The organism is Zobellia russellii (genome assembly GCF_018728565.1).
Lineage (GTDB): Bacteria > Bacteroidota > Bacteroidia > Flavobacteriales > Flavobacteriaceae > Zobellia > Zobellia russellii.
In genome coordinates this window covers 281,582-296,681 of the sequence record NZ_JACSOI010000005.1, presented here as the reverse complement: position 1 = coordinate 296,681, position 15,100 = coordinate 281,582, and the positions used below count along the sequence as shown (strand labels likewise).

General features: G+C 37.5%; 16 protein-coding genes and 1 tRNA gene. 11 read left to right on the top strand and 6 right to left on the bottom strand.

What is annotated here, in order from left to right:
* The first annotated feature begins 8 nt into the window (after positions 1–8).
* Positions 9–93, top strand: a tRNA-Ser gene (locus H9565_RS14015).
* A gap of 112 nt (positions 94–205) precedes the next feature.
* On the opposite strand, the gene H9565_RS14010 is transcribed toward H9565_RS14015, so the two are convergent.
* Both H9565_RS14010 and H9565_RS14005 read right to left on the bottom strand, forming a co-directional pair.
* A complete protein-coding gene (locus H9565_RS14010) occupies positions 206–2,041 on the bottom strand; it encodes a sulfatase-like hydrolase/transferase (RefSeq protein WP_215440538.1) in 1,836 nt (611 codons plus the stop codon).
* A 171-nt stretch (positions 2,042–2,212) separates the two neighbouring features.
* Complete coding sequence (locus H9565_RS14005; protein WP_215440536.1) at positions 2,213–2,608, bottom strand: YchJ family protein; 396 nt, start codon at positions 2,606–2,608, stop codon at positions 2,213–2,215.
* A 166-nt stretch (positions 2,609–2,774) separates the two neighbouring features.
* Between H9565_RS14005 and H9565_RS14000 the strand changes: the two genes are divergently transcribed.
* The 4 genes from H9565_RS14000 (at position 2,775) to H9565_RS13985 (ending at position 7,396) form a co-directional block, all read left to right on the top strand.
* Complete coding sequence (locus H9565_RS14000; protein WP_215440534.1) at positions 2,775–3,632, top strand: sugar phosphate isomerase/epimerase family protein; 858 nt, start codon at positions 2,775–2,777, stop codon at positions 3,630–3,632.
* Between the two features lie 206 nt (positions 3,633–3,838).
* Positions 3,839–6,220 carry a TonB-dependent receptor gene (locus H9565_RS13995; RefSeq protein ID WP_215440532.1) on the top strand — a complete coding sequence of 794 codons (2,382 nt, stop codon included), beginning with the start codon at positions 3,839–3,841 and terminating at the stop codon, positions 6,218–6,220.
* 187 nt (positions 6,221–6,407) lie between these two features.
* Positions 6,408–6,767: a pyruvate kinase gene (locus H9565_RS13990; RefSeq protein WP_215440530.1), complete on the top strand. Its 360-nt coding sequence runs from the start codon at positions 6,408–6,410 to the stop codon at positions 6,765–6,767.
* Positions 6,768–6,829: 62 nt separating this feature from the next.
* Complete coding sequence (locus tag H9565_RS13985) at positions 6,830–7,396, top strand: TlpA family protein disulfide reductase (protein ID WP_215440528.1); 567 nt, start codon at positions 6,830–6,832, stop codon at positions 7,394–7,396.
* Between the two features lie 15 nt (positions 7,397–7,411).
* Here H9565_RS13985 and H9565_RS13980 read toward each other — a convergent pair whose 3' ends face one another.
* Positions 7,412–7,807 carry a DUF983 domain-containing protein gene (locus H9565_RS13980; protein ID WP_215440526.1) on the bottom strand — a complete coding sequence of 132 codons (396 nt, stop codon included), beginning with the start codon at positions 7,805–7,807 and terminating at the stop codon, positions 7,412–7,414.
* A 180-nt stretch (positions 7,808–7,987) separates the two neighbouring features.
* On the opposite strand from H9565_RS13980, the gene H9565_RS13975 reads away from it, so the two are divergent.
* The gene (locus H9565_RS13975; RefSeq protein WP_215440524.1) at positions 7,988–8,860 is read left to right on the top strand and encodes an AraC family transcriptional regulator; all 873 of its coding nucleotides are present in this window, start codon (positions 7,988–7,990) and stop codon (positions 8,858–8,860) included.
* A 28-nt stretch (positions 8,861–8,888) separates the two neighbouring features.
* Here the strand turns inward: H9565_RS13975 and H9565_RS13970 are convergent, their stop codons facing one another.
* Both H9565_RS13970 and H9565_RS13965 read right to left on the bottom strand, forming a co-directional pair.
* Positions 8,889–9,653, bottom strand: coding sequence for a TIGR02757 family protein (locus H9565_RS13970; protein ID WP_215440522.1), 765 nt, complete (start codon positions 9,651–9,653; stop codon positions 8,889–8,891).
* 25 nt (positions 9,654–9,678) lie between these two features.
* Positions 9,679–10,371, bottom strand: coding sequence for an ABC transporter ATP-binding protein (locus H9565_RS13965; protein WP_215440520.1), 693 nt, complete (start codon positions 10,369–10,371; stop codon positions 9,679–9,681).
* A 174-nt stretch (positions 10,372–10,545) separates the two neighbouring features.
* Between H9565_RS13965 and folE the strand changes: the two genes are divergently transcribed.
* From folE to H9565_RS13940, 5 genes are all read left to right on the top strand, one after another.
* Positions 10,546–11,145 carry a GTP cyclohydrolase I FolE gene (gene folE / locus H9565_RS13960; RefSeq protein ID WP_215440519.1) on the top strand — a complete coding sequence of 200 codons (600 nt, stop codon included), beginning with the start codon at positions 10,546–10,548 and terminating at the stop codon, positions 11,143–11,145.
* Between the two features lie 95 nt (positions 11,146–11,240).
* Complete coding sequence (locus tag H9565_RS13955) at positions 11,241–11,546, top strand: hypothetical protein (protein ID WP_215440517.1); 306 nt, start codon at positions 11,241–11,243, stop codon at positions 11,544–11,546.
* Between the two features lie 293 nt (positions 11,547–11,839).
* Complete coding sequence (locus H9565_RS13950; RefSeq protein WP_215440516.1) at positions 11,840–13,060, top strand: sulfite oxidase; 1,221 nt, start codon at positions 11,840–11,842, stop codon at positions 13,058–13,060.
* Positions 13,061–13,549, top strand: a complete 489-nt coding sequence (locus H9565_RS13945; protein WP_215440515.1) for a monoheme cytochrome C — start codon at positions 13,061–13,063, stop codon at positions 13,547–13,549.
* 39 nt (positions 13,550–13,588) lie between these two features.
* Positions 13,589–14,479, top strand: coding sequence for a sterol desaturase family protein (locus H9565_RS13940; RefSeq protein ID WP_215440514.1), 891 nt, complete (start codon positions 13,589–13,591; stop codon positions 14,477–14,479).
* A 36-nt stretch (positions 14,480–14,515) separates the two neighbouring features.
* Here H9565_RS13940 and H9565_RS13935 read toward each other — a convergent pair whose 3' ends face one another.
* Positions 14,516–15,073: a type 1 periplasmic binding fold superfamily protein gene (locus tag H9565_RS13935; RefSeq protein WP_215440513.1), complete on the bottom strand. Its 558-nt coding sequence runs from the start codon at positions 15,071–15,073 to the stop codon at positions 14,516–14,518.
* Positions 15,074–15,100 lie beyond the last annotated feature (27 nt).

The following is a 15,100-nucleotide window of genomic DNA, read 5'->3' as shown; positions in this document are numbered from 1 at the left end:
GGCACTCAGGAGAAATGGCAGAGTGGTCGAATGCGGCAGTCTTGAAAACTGTTGAGGGTCACACCTCCGGGGGTTCGAATCCCTCTTTCTCCGCATAAAGAACCCCGTAAACGTGAGTTTACGGGGTTTTCTTTATTATGTAGAAAACTGGTTTTTGCAAACGTTGGTTTATTGCAAAAGGATTAAGTTGTTGAATACTGGTCATCTACAATTTCGGAATCAACTTTTTGGGTATGTTTAGACGGCGGTCATGTGCTCCTTTTGCAAAGTTGCTTATGTCGTAAGTATTGGCTTTAGACCAATCGCACTCCACACGACCGTCTCCTAGTACAATACTTCCTAATTTGTTTCTAAACCAGTCAGCCAATTTCCGGTAATCTCCATTCATAGCTATGTTATTCCGCTCCAATGGGTCTACTCTAAGGTCGTACAAAGCAAGTTCGGCTTTTTCGGCAGGGCACTCTAATGCCCATTTTATGTCTTTGTTTAGGTCTATTCTGTTCGTTGGTCTAGTTCGCATAGAAAATGAGAAATTTTCACTTCTCATATATGCTCTTGGTCCGGCAACTAAATTAATTTCTCCCACAGTATAATCTCGCTTTTCTTTAGGGTCTTTAATAAAATCAAGAAGGTTTAGTCCATCTAGATAATCGTATTCGCTTTTATGAATGTCTATTCCGGCGGTAGAAAGTAGGGTTGGGGCAATATCAACATATTCTATTAACTGCTGACTGATTTTTCCTGCTGGAACCTTGTTTTTGTCTGATGATACCATAATTATGGCTCCATTGGTAGATTGTTTCCAAGGCCCAAATTTGGCCTCTATACCTTGTTCGCCCAACTGCCAACCATGGTCACCTACGGTAAAGACGATTAAGTATTCCTGACTATTCTTCTTGCAATATTCTTTAAAGGCTTCAACCGCTTCACCGATCAGAGCATCGCCATAAGCACAAAATGCATAGTAATCTTGAATGGCCTGTTGCTTTTCGGCATCGGTCATTTGTGACATATTTAAATTTCTATGTAACTGCTTTAGCTGTGGAGTAAATTTTTCCAACTCATTTTCATCAAATTCAGGCACCTTGTAGGTTTTTTGACGAAATTCATCACGATAGCTTTTTGGTGGCAAAATTGGGGTATGTGGCAGATGAAATCCTAAATTGACCATAAGGGGTTTCTGATTGTTTGCACCTTTTACTTGTTCCCCATAGCTGGTAATATAATTTGAGTTGCTATTAGAAAGATATTTTTTGAGCTCTTCCACAATTTTCGCATCAACCGTTTGTCCGGCAGGCATAGGATTCTGCCCGCCAATAATAAGGTTTTTGTTATACCTAGTGTATGAACGTAAAATGCCAAGTTCTTTTTCTACTGCTTTACGTTTGGAAACATCTTCATTGGTAATCTCGCCATCCTTTTTGGAAAGGTAGTAGCGCTCTGTTCTTCCATCTGCAAATTTCACATGCTCCTGCACACCTTGGTACGCTCCTTTGCCATTAACCACTTTGTAGGGGCTAACGGTCCAAAGGTCTCCAACGCCATTTTTTTGCAAACTATGTTTAAAGTGCATCACATAATTGTAGTGACCTGCATCCCTAAAACCCTGCCCTGGTCCCCATTTGTAAATGTAGGAACCGGTTTTTCCAAAAACGGCTGTATTGTAACCTTCCTTTTGAAGTGTTTGTGGGAAGGTGGGCTTTACAAAATCTGGGTTTTGATGTGTTTGTTCAAATGCATAATGTCCATTTCTAAATGGATATCTTCCACTAATTATCGAACCTCTAGAAGGGCCGCAAGCGGGGGAATTACAAAAAGCGTTTACAAACATTGTACCCTCCTCTGCTAATTTATCTATGTTGGGCGAAGATACATAGCCCAAAGGGCTTTCACTTTTACTAGTTGTAGCTTGGTTGTACGTTTCAATGGCGTCTGGCCGATGATCGTCCGTTATAATCCATAAGATATTGGGGGCATCTTGTGCTAAAATGCCCGAAGGGAACAGTTGTAAGAATAGAATGCAATAGATGAACTTTTTCATTTTAAAAGAGACAAATTTATTGGTCTTTTAAAATTAGGAGATGTGGTTAGTTTTTGATAGTCTATATTGGTCAAATATGGTGTTGTATAGAAGATGTATAACTCTGTTTAATGAAAAAACATATAGATTTAAGGTAGGCAGCGCTATGTAAACTTTTAAGCTCTAGAATTACTACGGTTTATGCAAGCCGTCTATATAGGTCCAATGCCCATTTTCTTTTTTAAAATTTGAGTTTTCGTGAATGACTCCCATTTGTCCGTTTTCTATATAATACGCTTTAAACTCTACAGTACCTTCTGTATCGCTATTAGTTCCTTTTGACGTATGTAAGATTTCTAATTTCACCCAGTTAACGGATTTTGCCCAAGCCTCAATCTTACGCTTTTCGGATTTACTGGGACGCGTTAGACTATGGTGACTTTTTTGCAAGTAATCTATATTAGCAAGTACAAAGGCACAATAGCGCGATCGCATAAGGGTTTCGGCAGTAGCCACACTGCTAATATTTGCGTGAGCTTTTTGACAGCAAACACTGTACATTACATTAGGGTTGCAAGGACATTTCATTTGTAGCTTCTTTAAAACTATGGGTTTTACCTTTTAGGAGCTAATATAATTAGACTTGCATACAATTTCTTAAATTAATTAGGACCTAAAACATTTTAGCATCCCTAGCCATTAAATTTTTGAAGAGATATAGTATATTAGTCGGCTACACAAAATACAAACAATAATGAAAAAAATTCAGTTATTACTTTTTTGTCTTCTTATGGGGGCGACTACGATTATCAATGCTCAAGAAACTTATGGAGGCTTGGCTTTATACACCTTAAGAGATGATATGGCCTCAGACGCAAAAACTACGCTTAAGGCAGTAGCGGATGCAGGCTATAAATACATTGAAGCCGCAGGTTATAATGACGGAAAGTTCTATGGAATGACCCCTGCGGAATTCAAGAGCACTCTTAAAGAAATGGGTTTAAAGCCAATAAGCAGTCATCAATCAACAGTAACTCTTGAGAATGCAGATGCTATGATAGCGGATGTAAAAGCGGCAGGTTTTAAATATTTTGTTATTCCTATCCCTCCAATGGGACTTTTTACTTTTGAAGAAGAAGGTATGAAAATGGGAATGACCGGAGGTGCTGAAAACTTAGCGAACATTCTTGATGAATTAGGTGCTAAATGTAAAAAAGCGGGATTAAAACTTCTTTATCATAACCATGATTTTGAGTTTAAGGCAGATGATGATGGAGTAGTGGTAATTGATTATCTTTTAGAAAATTGTAACCCTAAGTTGGTGAATTTTCAAATGGATTTATTTTGGGTTACAAAAGCGGGTGCAGACCCAGTAGCTTACTTTAAAAGGTATCCAAAACGGTTTAAGATTTGGCATGTTAAAGATATGAACGAGGGTGGGTGGTTTGCACCCGTAGGAACGGGTAGTATTGATTTTGCCCGTATTCTAGCGCAAAAGAAACTCTCAGGTATGAAGTACTATATGGTAGAGCAGGATAAAACCTTTAAAATGGAACCTTTGGAGGCTATTAAAGTGAGTCATGAAGGACTAAAAAAGTTTGATTTCAACTAAAACAAATTGAATACATATTATTAACCACGGTCAAATGATCGTGGTTTTTTTATGGTTTAATTGTTAAAATTTAGGTTCTTAAAACTTATAAATCAAGCACTTATTTTTCTTCTATTTAGATTGAGTATAAATAACTTGGTCAAGTATTGATCGTGACTTACATTTGTGTCATCGAAATTATTTATAACAAGTCTAAATAAAATTTAATGAAACCAACACTCTTACTATTTATGTTCAGCTTAGTTTTTGGCTATGCTCAAGAACAACAATATACAATTCAAGGAAAAGTAACTACCGGTGACGGGGACCCCGTTGCTTATGCCCATGTTTCGGTGGTAAAAAGTAAGAATGGTGCCGCTGCAGATGAGAATGGTGTATATAAGATTTCGGGAGTAACATCAGGTACATATGAACTTTATGTAAGTGCAGTGGGCTTTAAACCGCTTAAAAAACAAGTAACTATTACTAATAGTAACGTAACCTTGAATTTTATTGTCCGTATGGATTCCGAATTGGATGAAGTAGAAGTATTCGGTTCGCGATACGAGCATCCGGATAAAATAGAGGCTTTAACGCGATTACCTTTGGCGACCTATGATCAGATACAGAGTATATCCGTAATCTCTGAAAAAGTAATTGAAAACCAAGGTAACTTAACAATTGCCGACGCTACCAAGAATGTTCCCGGTGTATATTCTTTTGCTACTTATGGAAATCGCAGTGAAAGTATGTCTTCTCGTGGATTTAGAGGAATTCCCATTCTTAAAAATGGCGTGCGTGTACACTCAGATTTTAGAGGGCAAGGTATTTTAACCGATATGCAAGGTGTAGATAATATTCAAGTTTTAAAGGGTGCGGCTTCCATTACTCAAGGTGTAGCTACAGATTTGGGTAGCCCAGGTGGGGTTATTAATATCGTAACCAAAACCCCAAAATACCAATATGGAGGTTCGGCTTCTTTACGTGGCGGTAGTTTTGGGCAAGTAAGGCCTACTTTTGATGTTTACGGACCTTTGAACGATAAAAAAAACACGGCATTCCGTATTAACGGTGCTTTAGAAAGGTCAGATAGTTACCGTGCTAGTGTTTCATCCCAACGTTTCTATATCAACCCCTCTTTTGAATGGCGAATTGATGAGGGTACGAGCCTAACCCTTGAAATGGATTACTTTGATGATAGTAGAACTCCGGATCCAGGTACTGTTAACCTAAGTGCAGATGACACCAATTCTATCTATGATTTACCGCATGAACAGTTTTTGGGTTATAAAGAGGATAAATACCTTACTCAGAATACTACATATTCCGCACGATTCAAAAAGAAGATTAATGACAAGTTAAGTGTAAATGCAGCATATTTTGCTTCTAAGTTAGATCTTGATGTTAAGAATGCCAGTATTGGCGGTGTTGTTAATGATGCTGATGGAAATCCTGTTTATAACCTAAGAAAAAGAGGTTATGCTACCTCTACAAGAGACGATAAGAACAGTGTTTTACAAATTGACCTTATTGGAGACGAAGTAAAAACAGGAGGCATCAGTCATACTTTTCAGGTAGGAATGGATTATAGAAAAACAACATTTAGCACATTCAGTAACAGTGCGGCCGTGGTAGATACTCTAGATGTTTTTGGCACTATTTCAAATAGCACGCCAGATAATATTGAGTTGACAGGTGATGCAATAGGAGGCTCGGAGTCTAGGTCTATTGGCTTTGTGGCTCAAGATGTAATTACTTTTAACTCCTGGTTAAAGTCCTTTTTAGGATTCCGTTACAGTACCACGGAAACCAGCACAGCGGCAGAAATTACAGATAGCGACGCCTTTAACCCACTCGGGGGTATTATCATTTCTCCTTTGGAAAACGTGAACGTTTTTGCTTCGTATACCAACAGTTCATACCCAAGAAATGGAACTAGGTTAAGCGCAGACGGAAGCGAGCTTGGTAATGAGCGCTACGATCAATTGGAAGCAGGAATAAAAACCAACTGGTTAGATAGTAGATTACGTTTTAATCTTACATATTTTAAAATTAACAATAAAGATATGAACCTTCCGGTGTACGATGAAAACTGGGTGGCTACAGGTTTTTACGAAAAAGGAGGTAACGATCAACGCCAAGGGGTTGAAGTAGAATTTACGGGTCGTATTCTTGATAATTTTGAAGTCATTACGGGATATTCCTATATTGATGCGCAATATAAGGAACACACGTCTTATGTTTACGGTTCAGCGCCTTTAAACACGCCTAAACACACCTTCAACGTTTATGGAAACTACTCCTTCAAAAACAATTTAAAAGGGCTTTCGGTAGGAGCCGGAGCATACTATACGGGAGAACGTCCTATAAACAACTGGAGTGCTGGGCCTGTTACGCATGAGGGAATTGTTCCTCGTCAAGAGCCTTTTGATGTTGAAGCATATACGCTTGTAAATGCACAGGTAGCTTATGAATTTAACCAAAATTGGGGTGTTCGTGTGTTGTTGAATAATATTTTTGATGAAATTGGTTACAACGCGTATCGTACCCGTTTCATCAACCAAACGGATCCTAGAAGTTTTTACGGAATGGTCACTTATAAATTCTAGGTTTAAAAGTTTTAAGTAAATGTTTTTTTTAGGATGTTGATGCTATTGTGTCAACATCCTTTATTTTTTCTGTGGATGATTAGTAGTCAACCTTCTATCTGCTACAAACAAGATTTGTTGATAATTTCTGACATTCTAATTCTTTGAAAACCATTTGAAGCCATTAATTTTACTTGCTTTTTAGACCATGGAAGAACTTAAAGTAGGCGACAAACTATATAACACTAAGCAAGAAGGTTTTAACGATTTTGTGCGATATTCCTTTTCGGAAGTCGTTAAGCTCACTAAAACTTTAGCCGTTTTAAGGAATGGCGTAAAGCTGATTAATCGACCAAAAATATCGTACATAACCGAGAGCATTGGTTATTCGGTCAATCGTCAAAAAGGGGTACATTGGCACTTGGTTTCCATTGAGGCCATACGAAAGGCACAAATAGAAAATGAGAAAATAGCAGCTCACGATTGGTTTGAGAACAAGGAATTTTCGCTAAAGGAAAAACAGTGGATTTATAGGCAGTTCAAAAAGTTGAACGAATCCAATCAATAATAATAGCCATAGTTTAAATTAGTGTCCGCAGGATTTCATTTTTCCCTTCAAAAGTAGTTCAAATGAAAAAAAGAAAATTAAGTTTTGGTGATGTTCTGCTACTGGTTTTTTTATTGCTATTGCTTATTCCGCAGACTAGAAAGCCCATCCAAGTTGCATTGAACCAAATTAAATTACAGTTTTTTTCTCCATCTGTATTAGAAAACGAAGACAGGAAAGTTATACAGCCTTTTAACTACTCGGTAAGAACTTTGAATGGAAAGAATATTACTTTGGGTATAGGAAAAAATAAAGTAACCTTTATAAGTTATTGGGCAACTTGGTGTCCGCCTTGCATTGCGGAAATGCCCAGTATTCAAAAGTTGTATAATGATTATGGAGATAAGGTCAACTTTATACTGTTAACTAACGAAGAGCCGGAGGTTATAACAAAATTTCTACATAAGAAGGAATTCAATTTACCTGTGTATATTCCCAAAATGAGTGCTCCAGAAGCACTTTTTGAAAAAAGCATACCTACTAATTATATCATTGATAAAGAGGGTACTATAGTGGTTAAAGAAACAGGCTCAACTGACTGGAATTCTAAGAACACTAGGGAGATACTGGAAAATTTACTTCTTAAATAGCGTCTGTCCTAACTCTTAAGCCCTTTGCTTAGTTTTTAAGTGTACGTCGTAATGCATGAAAAAATTAATCCAGATATTTCTGGATAAACGTAGTATTATGGGTAGAACCAATATCATTTCTATTACGATAACAAAAAAGGTGTTCAGTAGACTCATATCAAAGATAATGAAGCAAAGAAACAAGGCTACGCTGGCAAAAAAGAGACCCACAGGATAACTAACATACATAGCTCCATAAAAAAATGAAGGTTCTATTTTGTATTTGGTATGACAATGGCTGCAACGCTCCTTCATTTTTAGAGTTTTGGATATTTTATAAGGATTGGCTTCCAGATACATGCTTTCATTTTGACAAACAGGACAGGTTCCCGTAAATATGCTATACACTTTAGTGCCTTTTAAAAGTTCCATATGCTCTTTCTTAATTTATTTGTAATTAGTTTAAAAGGGTTTCGTTGCACTTTTAAAACCTTATAGTTGTCACTTGTGATAGAGATTGTTCTGTCACCGCACAAATTTAAAGACTTCGCCATGTTATATCCATGCTAAATTATCGCAGGTTTTTGTATTTTTAGGACATAATTAAGTCTTATGCAAATTGTACCGGTATTACATATAGAGCAATTCAAAGTAGAAAATGCTTTGGTTGAGTTTTATAGTAATGATTTGTCCAAGCATTTAGAAACAAACAGAAAAATTGTGCACAGGCCACATAAGCACGACTTTTTTCTTTGTGTATTGTTTGAAAAGGGAAATGGCACTCATGAAATAGATTTCAGTTCGTATCCTATAAATGATGGAAGTTTGTTTTTCCTTAAACCGGGACAAACCCATAGTTGGTCATTCAATGCTCCGCCGCAAGGTTATATTTTCTTTCATACCCAATCATTTTTTGAATTAAGTGTTGCTGATGTAAAGTTGAATCAATTTCCATTCTATTACTCCTATAAGAATCCTCCGCATCTAAATTTATCAACTTCGGAACAGGGAAAAATAGCAACTAGGTTTAAGGAAATTAATGTAGAATACCAAGGTAATGGGGTTTACAAAAAGCAAAAGCTGGTCAGTCTTATCAATCTGACTTACATAGATTTGAGTAGGTTGTACGCTTTTGATGTCTCTGAAAATACACTTTCGTCTACCTATTTAAAAATCCTTTCAGATTTGGAACATACTATTGAACGCTATTATAAAACTGAAAAAAAAGCACATTTTTATGCGGATAAGCTGAATATTACAACGAAACATTTAAACCGCGTAACACAAACAACCCTAGGAAAAACTACTACTGAACTGATAACGGAACGTATTCTTTTAGAAGCAAAACGACTTATTGTACACTCAGAAAATCCCTTGTCCCGAGTTGCGGAATCATTGGGTTACGAAGATTACGCCTATTTTTCAAGGGTATTTAAGGCAAAAAACCAAACCACCCCTTTAGAGTTTAAGAAACGCTATTTATAGGGAGTTTAAGTTTGATAAAAAGAGAAGCCTAAAACTTCTCAAAAACGCCAAGGCCAAATAAGGCAAAATCATATTTTACCGGGTCGTTGGGGTCTAGTTTGCGTAAATTTTTATCCAGTTCGGCCAGTGCCTTTGCGTCGTTTTGTTTTCTAGTAAGTAATTTTAATTTTCTACCTACATTTCCGGAATGCACATCCAAAGGGCAGGATAATTGACTGGGAGAAATTCGCTCCCAGATACCAAAATCTACTGAAGTAGCGTTGGAACGTACCATCCATCGCAAGAACATATTTATACGCTTTGCAGCAGAACCTTTTAAAGGATCACTTACATGCTTTTGCGTGCGTGATGGGTGGGAAAGCTCAAAAAAAACTTTTTTAAAGGCCGATATAGCAAGTTGCATAGATTGCTCTTGGGCATGCTTTGCAAAAACAGCTTCCAATCCACCATGGTTAACATAAATATTTTGCAAGCTTCGTATAAAATAGCTTAGATCTTCACCATTAAATGTCCGGTGTACGAAGGTCGAGAGCTCTTCATTATTATTCTCAGTATACTCCAAAACGTAATTATAAGGTGAGTTGCCCAAGAGCTCCATTAACTTATTGGCGTTGTTAATGATACTCTTTCTGTTGCCCCAAGCAATGGTTGCCGTAAGAAAAGCACTGATTTCAATATCTTCTTTTCGGGAAAATTTATGAGGAATCTGAATCGGGTCGGTTTCCAAGAATTTTGGGTGTTCATATTCCAATACCTTGGCGTCTAAAAACTGCTTTAGTTCTGTGCGATTCATCAAATATGGATTGAAAGATAAATTCTTAGTGTTCCAAAGTATCAATAACTACTTCTTTGTTAACTATAAGACCGTCTACCATGGTTAGTTTACGGTCTGCCATATCGGCCAATTGCTCGTTGTGGGTAACGATAACAAAGGTCTGTCCAAATTCATCCCGAAGCTCAAAAAACAATTTATGAAGGTTATCCGCACTTTCGGAATCTAAATTTCCACTGGGCTCATCGGCAAAAATAATGGATGGGTCGTTTACAAGGGCCCTGGCTACGGCCACACGTTGTTGTTCTCCACCGGAAAGTTCACTGGGCTTATGGTTGTAACGGGCAGAAAGTCCTAAAAAGTCCAATAATTTTTTAGCCTTTGTTTCAGCTTGGGCCTTTGGTGTATTTTTAATAAAAGCAGGAATACATACATTTTCCAGAGCTGTAAATTCCGGTAGTAGTTGATGGAACTGAAAAATAAAACCAATATGTTCATTTCTGAACTTGGCCAAGTTCTTATCGGACAATTGCGTTACTTCGGTATCATTTATCAAAAGACTACTATCGGATGGGTTGGATTGCACATCTAACGTTCCCAATATTTGCAGTAAAGTGGTTTTTCCCGCTCCGGAAGCACCCACTATTGAAATGACCTCGCCTTTTTTAATATGAAGATCAACACCTTTAAGCACCTCCAAATCACCGTAAAACTTTTTAATATTATTGGCTTTAATCATATATCGAATCTTGTTCAAGAAATTTATGAATCGTAAAAGTAATGAAAATTGATGTTTACGAACCGATAGTAGGAAAAACCATTTTCTGGTCCAAAAAGATTAAATTGGCGGTTTGGTACAGAAAACCGTACTTTTGTTCACTATTTTTACCATTATAATAAACAAGATAGCTTTATGGCACCCTATAGAAATTTAGAAGAGTACAATTTGGAAATTACCACAGAGGTAAAAGACCGATTTTCAAAAATTATTGATGGAATAGGGGAGGACGTTACTCGCGAAGGGTTGGTAAAAACACCAGAGAGAGCGGCCAAGGCTATGCTCTTTCTTACACAGGGCTATCAGCAAGATGCGGTAGAGATACTTAAAGGAGCCATGTTCAAGGAAGATTATGATGATATGGTTATCATAAAGGATATTGAACTGTATTCGCTTTGTGAACATCATATGTTGCCGTTTTTTGGAAAAGCCCACGTAGCTTATATTCCCAATGGGCATATTGTAGGGTTAAGTAAAATTCCGCGTGTGGTAGATGTTTTTGCTCGTCGTTTACAGGTACAGGAGCGTTTAACACATGATATTTTGGAATGTATCAATAATACGTTAAAACCAAAAGGTGTTGCTGTGGTCATTGAAGCGTCGCACATGTGCATGATGATGCGTGGGGTTCAAAAGCAGAATTCGGTTACAACAACCTCTGGATTTAGGGGGCAGTTTGAGAAACAGGAAACTAGGAATGAATTCCTTAAGTTAATCAGTTCGGACCTATCGTAAGAGGCTTCTTTTTATCGGTTTCTGCAAAACGGTACTTTTTGGATTGTTTTTGGCATTCTTATTGCTTTTGATAGTAGGAATAAATACTTTTCATTATGTCAAAAACTAAAGACGATAAATATAAAAAACTATTTCTAGGTTTGCTTTTTGATGGAATAGGCATGCTTTCTTTTGCTATTCCGTTTGTAGGTGAATTTTCGGATATTGTGTGGGCACCACTGGCCGGTTGGCTTATGACCCGTATGTATAAGGGCAAAATTGGGCAGGGCGCCGGACTTATTACTTTTTTGGAGGAAATTGTGCCTGGATTAGATATAATACCCACTTTTACTTTAATGTGGTTGTATACCTATGTTTTTAAAAAATCCAGTGAAACGGATACCATAGAGGTAAATGTTTAATTTATCTTAAAAGATAAACAAGGGCCTTGATTCTACGGAACAAGAATGGTCTTAAAAATCTATAGAATTAGTAGGGATTTTCTACAAATCTCATTTCTAGTAGTTTAAGCTGAAGCGCCCCGGCTATGCTGGGAAACCCTTTGTTTAAAGGGCTTAGCCTTACTTCATAATTTTGTTTAAGCTTTATTGTAAATTTACCAACCAAACCCTTAAAAAAAAATTAAATTCATAAAATAGCATAGAGGAGTACATCAAATATCTCTAACTTTGGTTTAAACCCAGACCAAAATTTTATGCAAAGAAGAAAGTTTATTGGAAAAGCTGCACTTGCCTCTCTGGCCAGTATTGTAGGAGCCGATATTGTTTATGGCTCCAAAATGTCAGCTAATTATATTCCGTTAGCTCTACAAGACCCTGATCCATTCAAATTATTTAATAAGGACAAGGAAATGGTTGTCTTAAATGATAAACCATGGAATATGGAGGCCCAAGCTCATTTATTGGATGATAAGGTTACGCCCAACAAATACATTTTTGTTCGTAACAATGGACTCATACCGGAAGAAATAGATGTAAAAAACTGGACGCTTACTATAGATGGTGAATCCGTTAAACAAAAAAAGACCTATACTTTAGAAGAGCTTAAGTCAAAATTCAAACAACATACATACCAGTTAACGTTAGAATGTGGTGGCAACGGCAGAAGTGAGTTTGATCCACCTGCAAAAGGAAACCAGTGGACGGTTGGTGCGGTATATTGTGCAACTTGGACAGGGATACGACTTAGGGATGTTCTAGAAGATGTGGGGATAAAGGATGATGCCGTTTATTTTGGTTACCACGCGGCAGATATTCATTTGAGTAGGGACCCTTCTAAAGAACCTATATCCAGGGGAGCTCCAATGGCAAAAGCGCTTCAAGATGAAACGATATTGGCGTTTAAGATGAACGGAGAGGATATTCCTTTGGCACATGGTTATCCGCTTCGTGTAATTGCTGGTGGCTGGCCTGCTTCGGTATCCGGTAAGTGGTTGCAACGCATAAGTATTAGAAATATAGTGCACGACGGCACTAAAATGACGGGTACTGCCTACAGGGTGCCTTGTAAACCTGTGGCTCCAGGGGAAAAAGTGGCAGACGAAGATATGTGCATTATAGAGTCTATGCCGGTAAAATCCCTTATTACTTATCCAAAATCCGGAGCAACGATTCCCAAAGGAAAAAAATTAAAAATTAGAGGACACGCTTGGGCAGGTGAGTTGGAAGTAGTTAAAATGGAGTATTCCATAGATTTTGGTTCCACTTGGAAAACCTGTAAACTAGAAAAGCCAGTAAATCGCTTGGCATGGCAGCATTTTTCTGCAGAAGTAGACTTTCCTCAAGAAGGTTATTACGAGGTTTGGGCAAAGGCCACGGATTCCAACGGTTTTGCTCAGCCTATGTTATTGCCCGGCTGGAACCCTAAAGGATATTTAAACAATGCATGTCATAGGATAGCCGTAAAAATTGCATAGATGAAAAAGGAAAATCACGACAAACTGAAGCATGAGTTTCGGGGGTTCTACAGAATACTGGTCCTTTCCTGTGTAATCGTAGCTCTTTTTTCCGTAGCCATGGTTTACCTAATGGTAGACCCTAATTTAACTTCTTTTAAAAGTAAAAAAACGGATACGGAACTGGTTGCTGTGCCAGTTGATGATGATGACTATGATAAAGTAGAAAATGGAATTCACGTACGTACCGGTTTTATTGATGCTCCAGGGATGATGGAAACCGTTCAAAACTGCACCAATTGTCATTCCGCTAAATTGGTTATGCAGAACCGTATGAACAAAGAAAGGTGGAAAACCACTATAAAATGGATGCAAGAAACCCAAAACCTTTGGGATTTGGGAGCGAACGAAGATGTCATTATTGACTATCTCGTTACCAATTATCCTCCAAAGAAGAAGGGTAGAAGGGAAGTTCTGACCGATATTGATTGGTATGAGTTGAAAGATTAAATACTTTTTGCCGACCAATGTTTGGCAAGCTAGAGAGTAATGGAAAAATACTTTGATGCATTTGTAGATTCCTTTATGGGTACATTAAGTTGGACCCATAAATCTATAGTGTTTGAAGTTCCTTGGTATACCAATTATTTTTATGGTATAATTTTACTTTCACTAATAGTATGGTTTTTGGAAATAGCGTTCCCGTGGCGAAAAAATCAAGCTATTTTTAGAAAAGATTTTTGGTTGGATGCGTTCTATATATTTTTTAATTTTTTCCTGTTCACAATTGCCATAAGTGGATTTTATAAGTGTTTGGAATTGTTGTTTTTAGAGTTTAATGTTTCAATACATTCTTTAGCTTTTATAAACCTATCGGAATGGCCATCTATTTTACAATTGTTCGTGTTTTTTGTGCTCTTGGATTTTGTACAGTGGTTCACCCACATGTTACTTCATAGATATGCATTTTTATGGGAGTTTCATAAAGTGCACCACAGTGTAAAGGAAATGGGTTTTGCCGCGCACATGCGATACCATTGGATGGAAAATATTTTTTACAAACCGCTAAAAACATTTGCTGTAATGGTTTTAGGAGGATTTGAGCCTGAGCAGGCTTATATTGTCCATTTTTTTGCAATTGCCATTGGTCATTTAAATCATGCCAACATCAAATTAACTTGGGGACCATTAAAATATATTTTCAACAATCCTGTAATGCATTTGTACCATCATGCCTATGAGCTTCCTGAAGACAGAAAGAACGGGGTAAATTATGGTATTAGTCTCAGTATGTGGGATTACCTTTTTAAAACCGACTATATTCCTGAAGATAGCGGTCTTGTTCCACTGGGGTATAAAGGTGATACTAAAATGCCTAAAACCTTTCTAGGGCAAATGGTTCATGGTTTTAGGTACAAAAAGAAAAAGCCTTTAGATTGATTGATCTAAAGGCTTTTTTGTTTTGATGAAAGTGTCTTACTCTACCGTTACAGTAAAGGTCTGTGCAATATCAGTTTCCCCACCAGCATCGGCCAAAGTACCATCGTTTGGTTTTTTAGGCTCGTGACGCAATGTAATCTGCAAGGTTCCTTCACCGGCATTACCAGTCATTAGGGTAAAAGAAAGGCCAAGTGGGTTTCCATCTTCGTCAGTATCTCCATATGAAGTTGATGTAATAGATCCGTCTACATCAAAGAAAAACTGATGGTCATCTGCCTCTTCATTTACTTCAGCGGTAATATCCTCTGCAGGTGTTTCCGTTTCGTTCAATAATTCTATGGTACCCGTGTAAGTGGTGTTTGCCATTAGATTATCCACTGTAATTACTGGAGGGTTTGGGCCGTCTCCGTCTAAATCTTGAGATTGAAGCGAGGCAGTGTCTCCACCTTCGCTTGAAAGGGCCACCTTTATTGTGGTAATTACCTCTTCTTCATCTACGGCATCCGGGTTGTTGTCATCACTAGAACATGATGTCATTACTGATGCCATTAAGCTTAGTGCTAGAACTGTTTTTAATACGTTTTTACTTTTCATAGTTGTTACTTTTTGGTTTAAATTATA